General features: G+C 55.4%; 10 protein-coding genes and 1 pseudogene. All 11 read left to right on the top strand.

Going from position 1 to position 15,780, the window contains the following annotated elements; translation table 11 throughout:
- Positions 1–24: 24 nt before the first annotated feature.
- The gene (locus JQR86_RS09220; protein ID WP_010798360.1) at positions 25–168 is read left to right on the top strand and encodes a hypothetical protein; all 144 of its coding nucleotides are present in this window, start codon (positions 25–27) and stop codon (positions 166–168) included.
- 64 nt (positions 169–232) lie between these two features.
- A complete protein-coding gene (locus tag JQR86_RS09215) occupies positions 233–1,354 on the top strand; it encodes a mechanosensitive ion channel family protein (protein WP_434154742.1) in 1,122 nt (373 codons plus the stop codon).
- A 346-nt stretch (positions 1,355–1,700) separates the two neighbouring features.
- Entirely contained in the window at positions 1,701–3,275 is a 1,575-nt protein-coding gene (gene glgA / locus JQR86_RS09210) for a glycogen synthase GlgA (protein ID WP_434154740.1), read from the top strand.
- 125 nt (positions 3,276–3,400) lie between these two features.
- The gene (gene treZ, locus JQR86_RS09205; protein ID WP_286786700.1) at positions 3,401–5,200 is read left to right on the top strand and encodes a malto-oligosyltrehalose trehalohydrolase; all 1,800 of its coding nucleotides are present in this window, start codon (positions 3,401–3,403) and stop codon (positions 5,198–5,200) included.
- Positions 5,197–7,272, top strand: coding sequence for a 4-alpha-glucanotransferase (gene malQ, locus JQR86_RS09200; protein WP_150347354.1), 2,076 nt, complete (start codon positions 5,197–5,199; stop codon positions 7,270–7,272). The genes treZ and malQ overlap by 4 nt, the downstream gene beginning before the upstream one ends.
- Positions 7,269–10,073, top strand: a complete 2,805-nt coding sequence (gene treY, locus JQR86_RS09195; RefSeq protein ID WP_434154739.1) for a malto-oligosyltrehalose synthase — start codon at positions 7,269–7,271, stop codon at positions 10,071–10,073. Before malQ ends, treY begins: the two co-directional genes overlap by 4 nt.
- Entirely contained in the window at positions 10,073–10,420 is a 348-nt protein-coding gene (locus JQR86_RS09190) for a DUF2934 domain-containing protein (RefSeq protein WP_019365612.1), read from the top strand. The genes treY and JQR86_RS09190 overlap by 1 nt, the downstream gene beginning before the upstream one ends.
- Before the next feature lie 647 nt (positions 10,421–11,067).
- Positions 11,068–11,196 (top strand): annotated as a pseudogene (locus JQR86_RS09185) (general stress protein); the annotation flags it as partial.
- A 372-nt stretch (positions 11,197–11,568) separates the two neighbouring features.
- On the top strand, positions 11,569–13,767 hold the full coding sequence (glgX, locus tag JQR86_RS09180) for a glycogen debranching protein GlgX (RefSeq protein WP_074826573.1): 2,199 nt from the start codon (positions 11,569–11,571) through the stop codon (positions 13,765–13,767).
- A complete protein-coding gene (locus tag JQR86_RS09175; RefSeq protein WP_312270860.1) occupies positions 13,764–14,525 on the top strand; it encodes an endonuclease/exonuclease/phosphatase family protein in 762 nt (253 codons plus the stop codon). Before glgX ends, JQR86_RS09175 begins: the two co-directional genes overlap by 4 nt.
- On the top strand, positions 14,522–15,766 hold the full coding sequence (gene clsB, locus JQR86_RS09170) for a cardiolipin synthase ClsB (protein ID WP_150347350.1): 1,245 nt from the start codon (positions 14,522–14,524) through the stop codon (positions 15,764–15,766). The genes JQR86_RS09175 and clsB overlap by 4 nt, the downstream gene beginning before the upstream one ends.
- The last annotated feature ends 14 nt before the right edge of the window (positions 15,767–15,780 follow it).

The following is a 15,780-nucleotide window of genomic DNA, read 5'->3' as shown; positions in this document are numbered from 1 at the left end:
CTTGCAGCATTGAGGTGAGATGCCATGATGATCATCGATATCACCCGCAGCTATGCGCGCAATGTGTCTGCTGTGGCACGTATTCAGACTATTCAAGCCGCTAACGACGCTGATGCCGGTAGTGTTGATAACACCCCCCTTCCGCCTGAAAGCCCTACTTCGCTTTAAGCCCACCGACTGAATCAGCCGATAAAGCCGCGCTTCGCGGCTTTTTGATTCCTAAGGACTCTGGATGATGTCCATCGACTGGTCGACATTTCTCGCCTCTCCCTGGCTGGCTACTCTGGTAGCAGCATGTGTTTCGATGGCAATCGCCAGCATTGCCGTACTGGTTATTTCCACCGTACTGAAACGAATCGCGCGTCCCTTTTTGCTGGCCCAGACACTGATCCGCTACTCCGAGCGCCCTGCCCGGTTTCTGATCCCGCTGATAGCCTTGCAAGGCGTATTGGGCTCAGCGCCTGACACCCTGCCCCTGATCAGTGGCTTAAGGCACCTGACGGCCCTGATCACAATCGCTGCCTTTACTTGGCTGGGTTTACGGTGCGTAAAAGCTATTGGCGCGACCATTTCCATCCGTCACCCGGTCAATATTGAAGACAACCTTCGCGCCAGACGTATCCAGACCCAGACGCGCGTCATGGTGCGCAGCCTGGGTTTTGTCGTCTTTCTGGTAGGCCTGTCATCCATGCTGATGACGTTTCCAGAGGTCAGGCAAATCGGCGCCAGTCTGCTCGCTTCCGCTGGTGTGGCCGGTATTGTGGCGGGTATCGCCGCACGCCCTGTATTGGGCAATCTCATTGCCGGTCTGCAGATTGCCGTGACCCAGCCCATTCGGATTGATGATGTCGTGATCGTCGAGGGGGAATGGGGCCGGGTTGAAGAGATTACCGGAACCTATGTCGTGGTACGGATCTGGGATGATCGTCGCTTGGTAGTACCCCTGCAGTACTTTATCGAGAAGCCTTTTCAGAACTGGACCCGCACCAATTCCAGCCTCATGGGATCGGTCTTTATGTGGGTGGACTATTCACTTCCAATGGAGCCGATACGCGCTGAATTGGAGCGTGTGTGCAACGAAGTGCCCCATTTGTGGGATGGCCGTGTATGCGTCTTGCAAGTCACGGATGCTTCGGACAGAGCCATACAGTTACGCGTCCTTGTTACTTCTCCAGACTCGTCCAAAAACTGGGATCTGCGCTGCCATGTACGTGAGCGTCTGATTGCCTTCGTAAATCGGGAATTTCCAGAGTGTTTGCCTCAGCTGCGGGCGGAAGTGGGTACACAAATCAAACGGCCCCATTCAGGATCCGACGAAATGCACAACACGCCAGCTAGACAGCCTGAAATCTGAATTTAAGGCGATTACGCAGAGTACTGTCGCGTAATTGTAACGATCTTCGCTAAAGCTACAGGGGCGTGCTTTATTTCCAGCCCACCAGAAGCGGCACGGTTCTAGCACGTTCGTCAAATGTGCATACCCAACTAGGAAACTTAGGCGAGCTGGCGCAGGTCATCTTTTATGCAGACTGGACTATCGGGCGCAACCTTGCAATGCCCTTTGTCCAGTCCCTTACAGGGGGACGTCGCCAGGGGGCTGTAAGCAGCATGGCTGTGGACGTTTTTGATCGGTATGTCGGCTTCGACGAGAAGCGTTCATTGGGCAAACCTCAGTCATTACTGCTTTTTGGGAGCGCAATATGGCAAATGCCGTTGTGGGGAAATTTGAAACGCTTGTAGCTGCGAACTCAGCAGAAGTGCGCAATGCCAATCGCTTCCCTACTCAAACCGACGAGCGCCAGCTCAAGCTGAGCTCAGTCGTTGAAACACGTAAGCGTATTTTGTTTGTAACACCCGAGATTACCGATTTCGTAAAAGCTGGTGGCCTGGGAGAAGTCTCCGCTGCCCTGCCACGTGCGTTGTCCTCTAAGCATGACGTCCGGGTTCTTATTCCCGGCTATCGTCCTGTCATGGATGCCATCCGCGACGAAATGCAGATTGTCGGACGTATTCCGGCACTGGCTGCCATGCCTGCCTGCGACATCGCCCGTGTCGATCAGGAAGACGGTCTCGTGATTTATGTGTTGGTCTGCCCCGAACTCTATGAGCGTCCGGGCACACCTTATGCCGATACCCATGGTGCCGACTGGGTCGACAACCATATCCGCTTTGGTCGACTGGCTTCGGCGGCAGCGGATCTGGCAGCAGGCACGGCGTCCATTCGCTGGTGCCCTGATCTCCTGCACTTGAATGACTGGCAGACAGGCCTGGCCGCAGGTTATGTGCAATGGCGCGGACTGAAAACACCGTCAGTGATGACCATTCACAACCTGGCCTATCAAGGTGTGTTCCCCCGTTACTGCATGGCAGACCTCGGTATCCCGGCCGAAGCATTTTCCATTGACGGTCTTGAGTATTACGGCAAGATCTCCTTTCTCAAGGCAGGCTTGAGCTACGCCAGTCACATTACGACGGTAAGCCAGACTTATGCCAAGGAAATCACCACACCCGAGTTTGGTTGTGGGCTGGAAGGTCTGCTTCAGGTCAAGGCCAGGCAGGGCAAGCTGTCTGGAATCCTCAACGGAATCGACGAGGGCTGGGATCCTTGCAATGACCCGCATTTGTGCCAGAGCTTTTCTCCCTATGACTGGGCAGGCAAGCGGGCCAATGCAGACCGTATCCGTGAAGATTTTGGTCTTGAAGCCTCTGAAGGCCCCTTGTTCGCGGTCGTTTCCCGTCTGGTGCACCAAAAAGGTATCGATCTAACCATTGAAGCAGTTGACCACATCGTCTCTCGCGGTGGCCAATTGGTGATCATTGGTTGCGGAGAGCCTGCGGTCGAGCGTGCAGTGAATGAGCTGTCCAAGCGCTACAAGGGTCGCGTTGGCGTACACGTAGGTTTCTGCGAGACCGAAGCTCGCCGCATGTTTGCAGGCAGCGACTTCCTGTTGATGCCCTCTCGCTTCGAGCCTTGTGGCTTGAGCCAGATGTATGCGCAGCGCTTTGCCTCTCTGCCGATTGCACGCCGTACAGGTGGTCTGGCAGACAGTATTGAAGACGGTATTACCGGTTTCCTGTTCGACAAGCACACTCTGGAAAGCTACACGAAGTCCATTAATCGTGCGTTCGAAGTGTTCGAGCGTAAGGATCTGCTTCAAGCCATGCGTCGACGCGCCATGAGCGGCCCGTTCTACTGGTCTCAGAGCGCTCAACCGTACGATGAGCTCTATCAATCGCTGCTTTCTAAAGTTCGTCAGGAACAAGCTGCGATCTGATTCAACTTTAGCGCCATCTTTCTGGTCATAGAAAGAACACTCCCGCCTTCATGGCGGGAGCGCGCACCACAAACCGAACCTGCACCCACGTGCCTTACCCTGCCCTCCACTGGGAGACAGAACGCATGAAGGACTTGTCACGCCCGTCCAAAAATAACCGCTACGCCTGGCAATGCACGGCTGGCGCCACTCTTCTCTCCGACAATCGTACCCAATTCTGTTTCTGGGCCCCCAGCGCCACGGCTGTCGACGTAGTTCTCGATGGCGGCATGATTGTTCCCATGCAAGCCCTCGATGGGGGTTGGTTTAGTGCTGAAGCCGCCTGTGGTGTCGGCACACGCTACCGCTATCGTATCGGTGACCTTCTGGTTCCCGATCCTGCGTCCCGGGCCCAGGCGGGTGACGTACATGAAGCCAGCATTGTCATTGATCCGCATACCTATGAATGGCGTCATACTGAGTGGAGCGGCCGCCCCTGGCACGAGAGTGTTATCTACGAAGTCCATGTCGGTACACTGGGTGGATTCAAAGGCGTTGCAGATATTCTGCCCAAGCTGGCTGCACTCGGGGTCACGGCCATCGAGCTAATGCCGCTGAGCGAATTCCCTGGCGGTCGCAACTGGGGTTATGACGGTGTGCTGCCCTACGCCGTGGAATCCTCCTACGGCACGCCTGAAGATCTCAAGGCCATGATCGATACGGCCCATGAGCATGGTCTTATGGTGTTCCTTGATGTGGTCTATAACCACTTCGGCCCGGACGGCAACTACCTGCACGCCTACGCCGAAAAATTCTTCCGTGAAGACATCCACACGCCCTGGGGTGCAGCTATTGACTTCCGTCAACAGGCCGTACGCAGCTACTTCAAGGACAATGCCTTGATGTGGCTGATGGAATACCGCTTCGACGGTCTGCGCTTCGATGCGGTCCATGCCATTGGTGACAAGGGTTTCCTCATGGAAATGGCAGACGAGATTCGCTCAACGGTCGAGCCGGGCCGCCATGTGCATCTCGTTCTGGAAAACGAGGACAACACCGCTTCCCTACTGGGCGGCGTACATTACGATGGGCAGTGGGCGGATGACTGGCACAATGTGATTCACCCCATGATTACCGGCGAGAACGAAGGGTACTACCAGGACTTCACCCAAGACGCCACTGCCAAGCTGGTTCGTTGCCTGAGCGAGGGCTTTATCTACCAGGGCGAAGACACTCGCCACGGCAAGGGGCGCGGGGAGCCGAGCAGCCATCTGCAACCAACGGCCTTTGTCATCTTCCTGCAGAACCACGACCAGATTGGCAACCGTGCCCTTGGTGAGCGCCTGACACTTCTCGCCCCAGAGGATGCTCTAAAAGCCGCTACGACTCTCTTGCTGCTCAGCCCCATGATTCCACTGCTCTTCATTGGTGAGGAGTGGGGTAGCCGGCAGCCCTTCCTGTTCTTTACCAGTCATAACGAAGAGTTAGCCAAGCTGGTAAGAGACGGTCGCCGCAACGAGTTCAAGGATTTCGAATTTTTCACCCATGAGGAAAACCGGGAAAAGATCCCGGACCCTAATGCGGTTACCACCTTTGAAGATTCGAAGCCCAATTTTGGAGAAGCGGACCAGCCAGATCATGCCTTGTGGGTCGGTCTATACAAAAAGCTTCTCGAGATTCGCCATCAGGAGATTATTCCGCGTCTGCCTGGTGCTCGTCCGGCAGAGGCTAAAGCGTTAGGCGAAAAGGCGGTCACCGCCTGCTGGACGCTGGGTGATGGTGCCCGCCTTACGTTGGAAATCAACCTGAGCGAGCAAGCCGTTTCTGTCGATGCCAAGCAACCGGGTCGACTGCTCTTCGCCAGCACGGATAGCGGTCTCTCCACGCGCGAACAAGGCCAACTGGCTGGACATACCGCCTTCGCCTGGCTGGAGGATGCTCAATGAACGATTCTGACCAACTGCACGCACTAGCAGAAAAAGCCGGCATCTCCATTCACTGGGACGCCTACGACGGCACGCCTCAACAGGTATCGGATGAGGCCTTGTGTAGTCTGCTCGCCGCACTTGGCTTGCCCGCAGATTCGGAGGCGGACATCAAGGCCAGCCTGGCGAAACTGGATGAGTTGGAAGACAGCGAAAACCTTCCTCCCCTCATTACTGGGGACTGCAACAAGCCTGTCGGCCGCACAGGTCAGTTCAAGGCTGGACAGACCTATGCGCTTACCCTTGAATCCGGTAATAGCGTGACCGGCAAGGTAGACGGTAACGGCCAACTCGCCCCCATCGACACCATGGGCTATCACACCCTGAAAATAGGCGAACAGCAGGTCACCCTGGCGATTGCACCCGAGCGCTGCTACAGCATTGCCGATGCCCTGGGTAAACCCGAACCGCGCACCTGGGGTTTGGCCGTGCAGGTGTATAGCCTGCGTCGTCCCGGGGATGGTGGCCTGGGTGATCTGAAAGCGCTCGAAGAGTTTGTTTGCTCGGCAGCTAAGCTGGGCGCTCATGCGGTTGCCATTAGCCCGCTGCATGCCATGTTCAGTGCCGACGGTAACCGTTACAGCCCCTATTCGCCCTCCAGCCGGATGTTTCTCAATATCCTGAATGCTTCACCCGCCGCGATTCTAGGTGAGGAAGCGCTCAAACATGCGTTGGACAAAACCGGGCTGGCGCAGGAATGGTCCCGCCTGGAAGGGCTGGAAATGGTCGACTGGCCTGCCGTGGCCAAGACTCGCCTTCGTGTACTTAGAGCGCTATTCATGGACTTCCGTGTGAAAAGCGGTGAGTTACAGGACGATTTCAAGGCCTTCCGTCAACAGGGCGGCGAAGCGCTGGAGAACCACTGCCGGTTCGAAGCGCTACACGCATCCTTTGCCCATGGCACCGCGGCGCCCAGCTGGCAGCATTGGCCAAAGGAATATCAGGACCCTCAAAATCCTGCTGTCGCCACGTTTGCTGAAACCCATGCACAAGACGTGGAGTTCTATGCGTTCACGCAGTGGCTGGCCGCCCGCGGCCTGGAAAGCGCACAAAAGGCTGCTCAAGCGTCAGGTATGAAAATCGGCCTTGTTGCTGATATTGCCGTAGGCGCAGATGGCGGCGGCAGTCAGGCCTGGAGCCGGCAGGAAGAGCTGCTGTCGTCTGTCAGCGTTGGAGCACCACCCGACCTGCTCAACCAGCGCGGCCAGGGCTGGGGCATCTCTGCATTCTCGCCGTCTGGTCTGCAGCGCCACGGCTTTCGGGCATTTCTTGAAATGCTCAAGGCGAATTTTGCCCACGCAGGCGGTGTACGTATCGACCATGTGATGGGTCTGCAACGACTGTGGCTGGTGCCCGAGGGCGCCTCACCGGCCGATGGCGCCTATCTGTCTTATCCCATTCAAGACATGCTTCGTCTGGTGGCGATCGAGTCCTGGCGTAACGAATGTATTGTCATGGGTGAAGACTTGGGCACCGTACCGGAAGGGTTTCGTGAGCGTCTGATGGAAAAGTCCATCATGGGCATGCAAGTGCTGATGTTTGAGCGCGACGAGGACCAGAACTTCAAAGAGATCGAAGATTGGAACAATACCTCCATCGCCATGACCACGACGCACGATCTTCCTACCATGACTGGCTGGTGGATTGCGCGTGATGTCGAATGGCAGGCCCGGCTGGAACAGTTGGCGGAAGACACCACCGAAGAAAAAGAAAAGCAGAATCGTGCAGAGGATCGCCAGCGCCTGGCCAAGACATTGGGCCTGAAAGACACCAGCCCTGATAGCGCCAAAGCGGCTGTGGATGCCTGCATAAGCCATATCGGTAAAACACCGGCACCGCTGGTTATCCTGCCGGTTGAAGATGCCTTGGGCCTGGAAGAACAAGCCAACCTGCCCGGCACCATCGATAGCCACCCCAATTGGCGCCGTCGCTGGCCGGATCAGGCCAGCACCCTACTCAATAACGAAACCCCCAAGCGTCGCCTGCAGTTACTGGCGGCAGCCCGTCAAGAAGCGGAGAGCCACTCATCATGAGCCCAGTGCGCGCGACTGTTCGCCTGCAGTTTCACAAGGACTTTACCCTGGACGATGCCATTCCCCTGGTCGATTATTTTGCTGACCTGGGCATCAGTCATATCTATGCCTCCCCCATCACCACGGCCAGAGCCGGCTCGGTTCACGGCTATGACGTTGTGGACCCTACCCGTGTCAATCCTGAATTGGGCGGTGAAGAGGCCCTGCGCCGTTTGGTTGCCCGTCTGCGCGAGCGTGGCATGGGACTGATCGTCGACTTTGTACCCAACCACATGAGCGTGGGCGGATCGGAGAATGCGTGGTGGCTGGATGTGCTCAAATGGGGACGCCATAGCCCATACGCTAAATTCTACGACATCAATTGGTACAGCCCCGACCCTGAATTGCATGGTCAGCTACTGCTGCCTTTCCTGGGTGGCGCTTATGGTGACATCCTGCAGGCCGGTGAGTTGAAGCTGGTATTTGATGAGAAAGATGGTTTCCGGGTCGAGTACTACGCGCACCATTTCCCTATTTCACCGCCTACCTACGCCGATATCCTACGCGCAAGCGATGCCTCCGAGTTGCGCCTGTTTGCCGATGCGTTCGAGGCCCGCGAGGGTGACCGCGAAGGCGCCAACGAGGCCGTTACCCAGTTGGCAGAAAGTGCTCGTCAAAACCCTGCAGTCAAGGCAGCGCTGGACCAATGCCTGGCAGCTTTCGATGCAAGCGACGCGGCCAATCACGAGCGTTTGCATGCGCTGCTGGAGCGTCAACATTACCGTCTGGCAAGCTGGCGTACCGCTTCCGACGATATCAATTGGCGCCGCTTCTTCGATATCACCGAATTGGGTGGCCTGCGCATGGAGCGCCCCGAGGTCTTCGACGCGCTGCATGCCATGATTTTCCGACTGATCGGCGAAGGCTTGATCGACGGTCTGCGCCTGGACCATATCGACGGTCTGGCCAATCCCCGTGGCTATTGCCGCAAGCTGCGTCGACAGATCGATACGATCTGCCAGAGCCGTCCCAACGGCACGCCTGAAGGCGGCTTCCCCATCTATGTGGAGAAGATCCTTGCCGAGGGCGAGCACCTGCGTGGCGACTGGGGCATCGATGGCACCACCGGCTATGAGTTCATGAACGAAGTGTCGGGGGTTATGCATGATCCGGCCGGCGAAAAACCTCTGAACGAATTCTGGGCTGAAAAGACCGGACGCCCAGCCGACTTCATGGAAGAAGTTCGTGAGGCGCGCCGCCTCGTGGTGACTACTGCACTGGCCAGTGAATTCGAATCCACTGCGCATACCTTGCATGTTGTGGCTCAGCAGGACTGGCGTACCCGTGACATCAGCCTGGGTTCCATTAGGCGCGTCTTGCTTGAACTGATTACCTACTTCCCGGTTTACCGCACTTACGCCAGCGCAGCCGGCTTTACCGGTGAGGATGAAAAGTTCTTCCAGAAAGCCGTAGACGGTGCGCGCCCCAATCTTTCGGAAGCCGAGCTACCAGTACTGGAGCTGCTGCATGAATGGTTGGGTGGCAAGGCTCCCTGCCGTCAGCCGGTGGGTAGCGTGGCACGTCGCGAGCAGCGTCGCGCTATTACCAAGTTCCAGCAACTGACCTCACCCGTTGCAGCCAAGGCCGTGGAAGACACCTCCTGTTACCGCTCAGGCGCCCTGCTCTCGCGCAACGATGTGGGATTCGACCCACAGAACTTCAGCCAGAGCACAGAAGAGTTCCATGCAAGCAGCAAACTGCGGTCCGAGCAGTTCCCACGCAACATGCTGACTACCGCGACCCATGACCACAAACGCGGCGAAGACACACGCGCACGCCTCGCGGTCATCTCCGAAATGGCTGATCTCTATACCCAGGCCGCAACCCGCTGGTTGGAGATGGGTTCACCGCTACGGGGAACCTTTGCTGACAAGCCTGCCCCTACCCCGGGTGATGAGTTGATGCTCTACCAAACCCTGCTGGCCAGCTGGCCGCTTGATCTGGCAGCCGATGACAAGCAGGGGCTTCAGGCGTATCTGGATCGTCTCCTGCCCTGGCAGGAAAAAGCCTTACGTGAAGAGAAGCTTGAGTCAGACTGGTGGACGCCTAATACCGAATACGAAGCAGCGTGCCGTAATTTCCTGGAACAATTGATCACCGGTGAAAAAGGCGGGGCACTTCGTAAGGAAATTGTCGAGATGGTAGCCCGTATCGCTCCTGTAGGTGCGCTGAACGGCATGACCCAGGCGGTGCTTAGAATGACCGCACCCGGTGTACCGGACCTCTATCAGGGATGTGACTTCTGGGATCTGAGTCTGGTCGAGCCTGACAACCGCCGCCCGGTGGACTACCCGCCTCGCATCGCTGCGCTGAAAGAGGCCAAGGCCCCGGCAGAGCTGCTTTCCAGCTGGAAGGATGGCCGCGTTAAGCAGAGTGTGATTGCAAGAACCCTGGCGGCTCGTACCTCCCATGCGGATGTGTTTCTCAAGGGCCAGTACATACCGCTGGAAGTCTCGGGAGCACAGGCGAGCCACGTACTGGCATTCGCCCGTGAGTATCAGGGCAAGGCCGCTATCATTATTGTACCGCTGCGCGTTTGGCGCTTCATTGGGGAGAACCCTATTCCCTCTTTTGAGGCATCAGCATGGCAGGACACCTCTGTAAAAGTGCCAAAACAGTTCATCGATCAAATTTTTACGGAAACTTTCAGCCATTCATCTGTCCATGTGAAACAGAGTGAACTTTCATTAAGCGAGCTTCTTGCGAGCTTTCCTCTTGGTTTATTGATTACACAAGACCTGTCACAAGGAGAGACATTATAATGAGTCAACGCACCGAACGCATTCAGCAGCTCGCCTACCAGATTTGGGAGTCCGAAGGTCGCCCTGCTCATCAAGAGCATCGCCATTGGGAAATGGCTACCAAGCTCTATGAAGCCGAGCAGCAGCAAGGTGTAGCGCCTGAAGCTGCAGCAGCGCCTGTAGCCAAGCCCAAGAAGCCTCGTGCAACCAAGCCCAAGGCTGCATCGCTGGCCGAAAAAGCGGTCGAAAAGGTCAAGGAAGCCGTCAAGCCCAAGACTGAAAAGCCTCCGGTCGAAAAAACCACAGCTGCCGCTGCAGCGCCCAAGAAGCCCCGTGCTCCGCGTGCCAAGGCCGTACCTAAAGAGTAAGTCCTGCCTTAATGTCTCTACCCCTTCTGCTACTAGCAGAAGGGGTAAACACTTTTTCTCTTTGATATGTGGCTCTGCTTATATATCAAAAGGCCATATACCTTTTATCCGGATACTATCAACGGCCGATAAAAGGCTGGAACTAGCCTTCCCTCTGCGTATCAATTCCAGCACTCGATTCAAGGTGTTCGGGTATAAATTTAATCCTATGAGAATTGATGCCATGGCACACCGTCCTGAAGTTCCTCAACCTGACCCGATCGTAAGTGACAATCCTGCCAAGATGCCTAGCTGCATTGAGTTTGAACCACGCGATCTAGACGGCTGGTTAACTTCCGAGCCTAATTGCTGCCAACTAAATGCCAATCCACACACGGCGGATTTTAATTAATCAGTTAAGGCTTAAATGAATAGGTCTTACCATGCGCCATCTATTTGCAGGTAATGCTCTCAACCTACCATTTAAGCAAGGGAGGAGCATCCAAAAAAGGCCTGGACCACTCGTCAGCCGTGGGCTCTAGCGGGTGAACCGTAGCCTCATGAGGCTATCCCATACAGTGAAGGGTTAGCAGTTAATAGCGGTAATAACTGCTATTTCCAGAAACCAACGTGAGGGTAAATTCATGACTGCCAAGAACAACAATCCTGGTAATTTTGCCAATGATCGTGAAAGAGCGGCCGAAGCCGGACGTAAAGGTGGCCGTAATAGCGGAGGCAACTTTGCCAACGACCGTGAGCGTGCAGCTGAAGCCGGCCGCAAGGGCGGTTCCAAATAAAAGGTGTTGATCTTCCGACTCGTTACTAAGTTGTATTGATCACCATTAAAAAGGCGGAAAAGAATGAACATTCTTTTCCGCCTTTTTAATTCAATCTGAAATTTATAACTCTACAAATCTTATACACGAAACCTTATAAAAATAACTATTTATTTATTGAAACTTGCGCTGCTTCGCTCTAACCGGCATGACACACGTCCTTTCGGAACTGCCAGCATCCGGAAGCCTCTATACCTATGACGTACAAGAAGGTCCGGAAACATCACGTTACCGGATGGTTGAAAGTACCTCGCTCCAGATAGAGCCGGTACCGTTACCTCAATACAGGCAGCACCTGGTTGAGCTCTAAGACATAGACCTGAGTCGATTACTATGAGCGCTAACAAGCCTAGCGATAGTTCTGAGAAGACCCAAAACGCTTTCGTCAACCGCACGACATCCCGCATTCGCGAAGGACTGCCCTATCCCCTGGGAGCCACCTGGGACGGCTCCGGCGTCAACTTTGCCCTGTTTTCGGCTCATGCTACCAAGGTTGAGCTTTGCCTGTTTGACCAGGATACCCTTGAAGAGATCGAGCGCATTGAGCTGCCCGAGTACACCAATGAGATCTGGCACGGCTACTTGCCTGACGCACGTCCGGGGACGTTGTACGGTTATCGCGTACACGGCCCCTATGAGCCAGAGGCAGGCCATCGCTTCAACCACAACAAGCTACTGATCGATCCTTATGCCAAGCAGATCGTAGGCGAGCTTGAGTGGAACGATGCGTTGTTTGGTTACACCATTGGCCATCCTGACGGTGATCTTTCGTTCGATGAACGCGACAGTGCACCTTATATGCCTCGCTGCCGCGTGATCGATCCGGCCTTTACCTGGGGTACTACAGAGAAGCCCAAGGTACCGTGGGACCGTACTGTCTTTTACGAGACCCATGTCCGTGGTTTCACCATGCAGCATCCTTCAGTGCCGGAAAACACCCGCGGCACGTTCTCTGCGTTCCACGAAAGCGATGTTGTCGATTACATCCGTTCGCTAGGTGTGACGTCCGTCGAGCTGATGCCCATCCACTACTTCCTGGATGACAACCATCTGCTTGAGAAAGGGCTGCGTAATTTCTGGGGTTATAACACCCTGGCCTTTTTTGCCCCTCATGCCCGCTACATGGCCAGCCAATCCATCGGCGAGTTCAAGATCATGGTCGCGCGGATGCACAAGGCCGGCCTTGAAGTCATTCTCGACGTGGTCTACAACCATACAGCCGAAGGCAATGAGATGGGCCCGACCCTCTCGCTCAAGGGGATCGATAACGCCAGTTACTATCGTCTGATGCCGGATAATCCCCGGTATTACATCAACGATACCGGTACGGGTAATACACTCAACATGAGTCACCCTTGCGTATTGCAGATGGTGACTGACTCCTTGCGCTATTGGGCAACCGAGATGCGTGTGGATGGCTTCCGCTTTGACCTTGCTACCATTCTTGGCCGCGAACCCCATGGTTTCGACGAAGGCGGCGGTTTCCTCGATGCCTGCCGCCAAGACCCAGTCTTGAATCAGCTCAAGCTTGTTGCCGAACCCTGGGACTGCGGTCCCGGCGGCTATCAGGTGGGTAATTTCCCACCCGGCTGGATGGAGTGGAACGATAAATTCCGCGATACGGCACGGTCCTTCTGGAAAGGCGATGACGACAAACTTGGCGACTTTGCCAAGATCGTTCTCGGCTCGGGTGATCAATTCAACCAGCGTGGCCGCAAGCCGGCTTCGTCAGTCAACTTTGTCACTGCTCACGACGGCTTTACCCTCAACGATGTAGTGTCCTACAACGACAAGCACAACGAAGCCAATGGCGAGGGCAATAACGACGGCCATTCAAATAACCTGTCCTGGAACTGTGGCGTAGAAGGTGAAACGGACGACCCGGAAATCATCGACCTACGCTACCGCCAGATGCGTAACTTCCTGGCAACCCTGTTCTTCTCCCAAGGCACACCGATGCTGTTGGCGGGTGATGAGTTCGCGCGGACGCAAGGCGGCAATAACAACGCCTATTGCCAGGACAGCGAAATCGGCTGGATAAACTGGGATATCAAGGAGCGCAGTGCTGAGCTTCAGGACTTCACGCGCCGACTCATCGAGCTTCGTATGAAGTATCCGTTATTGCGTCGTAGCCGCTTCTTTACTGGCGTATACAACGAAGCGCTGGATATCAAGGATGTGACTTGGTTAATGCCCAGCGGTGAAGAAATGGGTATGGAACAGTGGCAGGACGGCAGCAATCGCTGCATGGGCATTCTGCTTGACGGTCGTGCGCAACCTACAGGGATTCGCCGTGCCGGCTCTGATACGTCGCTTCTGATGATCGTAAATGCTCATTACGATATGGTGGATTTCACACTGCCCGAAGTGCCTCAAGGTGAGCACTGGGTTTTGCAGGTTGATACCAATCAGCCTGATTTGTTGGAAACCGGCGACACCTTTGCGTTTGGCGATGTCTATCAAGTAACAGGACGGTCATTTCTGTTGTTCGAATTGACCAAGCAAACCAAACGGAGGAAGCGTCAAGCATGACGAACGCAACAAAGGGTTTCTCGTTCAAGATCCTCACTATCAACACGCACAAGGGCTTTACGTCCTTCAACCGCAAGTTCATCTTGCCGGAGCTGCGTGACGCAGTGCGCACGACATCGGCTGATCTCGTGTTTCTGCAAGAAGTGTTGGGTACGCACGAGAAGCACCCGTTGCGCTTCGAGAACTGGCCAGCGGCGCCGCAGTATGAGTTTCTGGCTGATTCCATGTGGACCGATTTCGCCTACGGGCGAAATGCGGTCTACCCGGATGGCCACCATGGCAACGCCGTACTGTCCAAGTTTCCGATCGTGACGTACCAGAACCTTGACGTGTCCATTACCGGCCCGGAAAAGCGCGGCTTACTGCATTGTGTGTTGCGCGTTCCGGATCATGACTTTGATATCCACGCGATCTGTTGTCATTTGGGGCTCAGAGAAAACCACCGTCTGCAACAGCTGAAACTGATGTGCAAGCTCATTGAAAATCTGCCGGAAGATGCGCCGCTGGTTGTTGCAGGTGACTTCAACGATTGGCGCCAACGCGCCAGCGATGTGCTCAAGGCGGGCGCAGGACTTGAGGAAGCGTTTCTGAACGCCAACGGGCAACACGCCAAGACATTCCCAGCGCGTATGCCTATGCTGCGATTGGACCGAATCTACACACGCAACCTCACGGTGCGTACCCCTGAAGTCTTATCCAACCGCCCTTGGTCTCACCTGTCCGATCATGCCCCGCTGGCTGTGGAGTTGTATGTATGAACCCGCAATGGCGAGACGGCAATCGAATTGAGCTCCTGGAGAATGGTGAAGAATACTTTCCCCGGGTATTTGAAGCCATCTCCCAGGCCAAGCGGGAAATCCTGCTGGAAACCTTCATTCTGTTTGAAGACAAGGTAGGCAATGAGCTACACCGTGTATTGATAGAAGCAGCCCGGCGTGGCGTACGCGTCGAGGTCACGGTGGATGGCTACGGCTCGGCGGAATTGACCAAGGACTTCCTTGATAAACTCGTGCTTGCCGGTGTCCGCTTCCGCTTTTACGATCCGCGCCCCCTCTTCATGGGGCGTAGGACCAACCTCTTCCGCCGTCTTCATCGCAAGATCGTTGTCATTGATGCTGAAATCGCTTTTGTTGGAGGCATCAATTTTTCTGCTGATCATCTGGGTGATTTTGGTCCTACGGCCAAGCAGGACTACGCAGTAGAAGTTGAAGGCCCCATCGTAGCCGATATTCATCGCTTTAGTCTTGAGGCTCTGGGCAATAGCGAAGAGCCTCGTCGTTGGTGGGGTCGACGCCGCAATGAGCCTGCTCGCAACGACTTCCCCGGTGATGCACAGGCGCTGTTCGTTTATCGAGACAACGATGAGCATCGTACGGATATCGAGCAGCACTACATTGAGATGATGCGAAGCGCCAAGCGTGAAATCATCATTGCCAATGCCTATTTCTTTCCCGGTTACCGCCTGTTGCGTGAGCTGCGAGACGCGGCCCGGCGTGGCGTGAAGGTCAGACTGATCGTCCAGGGCGAACCGGATATGCCGATCGTGAAGGTCGGTGCACGAATGCTTTACAACTACCTTGTACCTGAGGGCGTCGAAGTCTACGAATATTGCCGCCGCCCTCTGCATGGCAAGGTGGCGCTGATGGACGATTACTGGGCTACGGTAGGCTCCAGCAACCTGGACCCTTTAAGTCTTTCTCTTAACCTCGAATCCAATCTCATCTTCCATGACCGAGCCTTTAATCAGGTCTTGCGTGGTCGGCTCGAACAACTCATGGCGCAGCATTGTCAGCATGTGGACATGACCAAGGTGCCGCGCAAGACCATCTGGCACCTGGCCAAAACCATGCTGGTGTTTCACTTCCTTCGGCACTTCCCTGCCTGGGTAGGCTGGTTACCGGCACACACCCCTAAAATAGCGTTGGTCGAACCGCCCGCTCAATCGCATCTTGAACGATCCGATGTAGCAGATCCGGAACGTGCGAGGACTCATACATGACCGCCACTCTAAGG

The organism is Pseudomonas sp. JZ134 (genome assembly GCF_051027695.1).
Lineage (GTDB): Bacteria > Pseudomonadota > Gammaproteobacteria > Pseudomonadales > Pseudomonadaceae > Chryseomonas > Chryseomonas luteola.
Note: the sequence above shows the minus strand (reverse complement) of the source record. Positions and strands in the feature narration are given on the sequence as shown.